Origin of the sequence: Klebsiella sp. 10982, assembly GCF_048589245.1 — a bacterium.
Taxonomy (GTDB): domain Bacteria; phylum Pseudomonadota; class Gammaproteobacteria; order Enterobacterales; family Enterobacteriaceae; genus Klebsiella; species Klebsiella quasivariicola.
On sequence record NZ_JBMAXV010000103.1, the window covers coordinates 1 to 2,311 of the forward strand.

The window sequence follows — 2,311 nt, forward strand, 5'->3', positions numbered from 1 at the left end:
GCGGGGATACCCAGTGGTCGCAGTTTGCCGTTGCTTTTAGGGATGTAAACCCGTCTGGCGGGCAAGGGCTGGTAGTGGCCTGAGAGTAATTCATCCCTGAGGATTTGCAGCTCAACAGCCAGTCTGGCCTGTAGCATTGTTTTGTTCACGCCATCAACGCCGGGGGTATGGGCCCCCTTTGATGAAAGCGTGATCCGCGCCGCTTCAGCCAGCCATTCTGGTTGTGTTATCAGACGCAGCAGCCGTTGAATCCGTAGGGACGGATCGGTGGCTGCCCATGTGGCAAGCTTGCGTTGCATTTCGCTGATTATCAAAGGTCTTCACCTCGTTAGGTCAGTTAATTCACGTCGCAAACACATTCAAACTGCTTCCCTTCGCCATGTAATGGGCTTTCCCCATCGCGGACTACTACGGAAGCTCCGCCAGCCAGCGCGTCATCGGAGCCATGCCCCCTTAACATCCGTCGCTGACCTTCCCCGGTTTACCTGCCTGGACTCAGGCATACTGAGGAGGCTGCCCGTCGCACTCTTTATCCTTGCTTGCCGCAAGTTGGCAGAAGTCAGCAACGCAAGCGTGATAGACGCTGCTGCCCCGGTGTTTCGCATACATGTCAAAACACCTTCGACCGGCAGTGCTTACGTATCACTGCCAGTTCCTCCTGCACGGCCTGTCAGATCACGTAGGCCGTGGTGACGTTTTCAACCCACAGAGGCGGATTAACGGGTTCATGTTCTTCAGCCTTTCAGTACTTAACCTTGAGGATCATCTCGGCTTAGTGATCTCGCCTCAATCCCCGTTGTCAGCGGGTTACATCACCCTGCGGGCATGCCGCAGGTCACTGCCGCTCAGGTTCTCCACCGTCACACCCGGTGGGATTGTTGGGTTTCTCATCGTGAGTTACCGGTTCAATATTCCAGACAGACTCGCGGTTCATTTAAGCATCCATGCCCGCCCTGAACTCCGGGCACACCGTACGTGAAGTCTGCTACCCACAGCTGATTGGGACGCTCTGCCACGAACTGACGGTTTACCCGGCCGCCTGCCGCAGCTTCTTTCCTGCTGACCATGGTTCGTACTTTTTTCCCGCCGCACGCCGGTAAGCCCCATGCTTTTCATCAGTCGCGCGATGGTGCATCTGACCACGCTGAAGCTTTCCCGTTGCAGCTGGTGCCAGACCTTACGAACTCCATAGACACTGTAGTTTTCGTCGTACACGCGCTGTACCTCCAGCTTCAGCTGGTCATCACGCCGGTCACGCTGACTGCGTTTTTCCGGATGCTGACGTTGGTTCTGGTACCGGTAGTATGTCGACGGGGCGATATCCAGCTCATGGCATACCGGTCCGACTCCGTGACTTACGCGGAGGGTATCGAGCAGCGGCATCATGTTCACATGTGCATCAGCATTCCACCAAAGTATTCGGTATCGACAATCGTCGGCTATCTGAAGGGGAAAAGTGCGATAGCGATAGCCCGGCAGTTCGGCAGAGGAAAAAACTTCACTGGTGAAGTTTTCTGGGCACGAGGATATTTTGTTTCAACTGTAGGCCTGGATGAAGCCACGGTCAGGGCTTACATACGCAAGCAAGAGCGAGAAGACGAACGTTACGACCAGATGAATCTGAACGTATAACAGGCGCCTTGGGCGGCTCATGGTTTGTCGGCGCCTTTGAGGCGCTCACCCTAAAGCCTCCGGCTCTGCCGGAGGATACTTACTTCTGCCAAACTAGACGATACATAGCAAGTAAAAATAATATAATTGCTAGCAAAGATATTTTTATTATTACGGGTGCCAACTCATAGATACCTGCCCCCTGAGAGTTCAGCATAGTAAACCCACTTATCATTGTACTTGATGGGAAAATCACCATCGTTTTCACAACCCATTCAGGCATATTAAATGTAGGAAACGAGGCTCCTGACGCATAAAAAATAACCATCGAGGTAGCCGATAGGATCTGCATTGGACGGTTGATGTTATCCAGAAAACTACCAATCAACATCCCCATTGAACTTACTGCCGCAGAAAAAAGAACAATCAACAAAACCTGTAAAAACATACTTCCTTCATTGGGATACCCTTGCAAATAATAAACCCAACCAAACACAAAAACCGCTCCAAAAAAACCAACCATAAACAACCCAAAAAACGTCCCGATAAACTGAGATGAATTAATTTTTGTTAAACCGATACTATTACGCAATGCAATAAGCATAGAACTGGTAAAGATAAGTGTTTGCTGAAGTATTATAATAAAAACCAGCGGCATAATAAAAGATTCGTATCCCAATGTTGGATTATATAGAGGAAG

General features: G+C 50.6%; 2 protein-coding genes and 2 pseudogenes. 1 reads left to right on the forward strand and 3 read right to left on the reverse strand.

Features of this window, described 5'->3' with window-relative positions; translation table 11 throughout:
• Together ACKLKD_RS27710 and ACKLKD_RS27715 are read right to left on the reverse strand one after the other, a co-directional pair.
• On the reverse strand, window positions 1-299 hold a 299-nt coding region (locus tag ACKLKD_RS27710), incomplete at its 3' end, for a hypothetical protein (RefSeq protein WP_032159592.1).
• Window positions 300-971: 672 nt separating this feature from the next.
• Window positions 972-1,380 (reverse strand): annotated as a pseudogene (locus tag ACKLKD_RS27715) (IS3 family transposase); the annotation flags it as partial.
• Here ACKLKD_RS27715 and tnpA point away from each other — a divergent pair.
• A pseudogene (gene tnpA, locus ACKLKD_RS27720) lies at window positions 1,381-1,632 on the forward strand (IS200/IS605 family transposase); the annotation flags it as partial.
• A 79-nt stretch (window positions 1,633-1,711) separates the two neighbouring features.
• Here tnpA and ACKLKD_RS27725 read toward each other — a convergent pair.
• The coding region (locus tag ACKLKD_RS27725; RefSeq protein ID WP_420062006.1) for an ABC transporter permease at window positions 1,712-2,311 on the reverse strand (600 nt) is incomplete at its 5' end.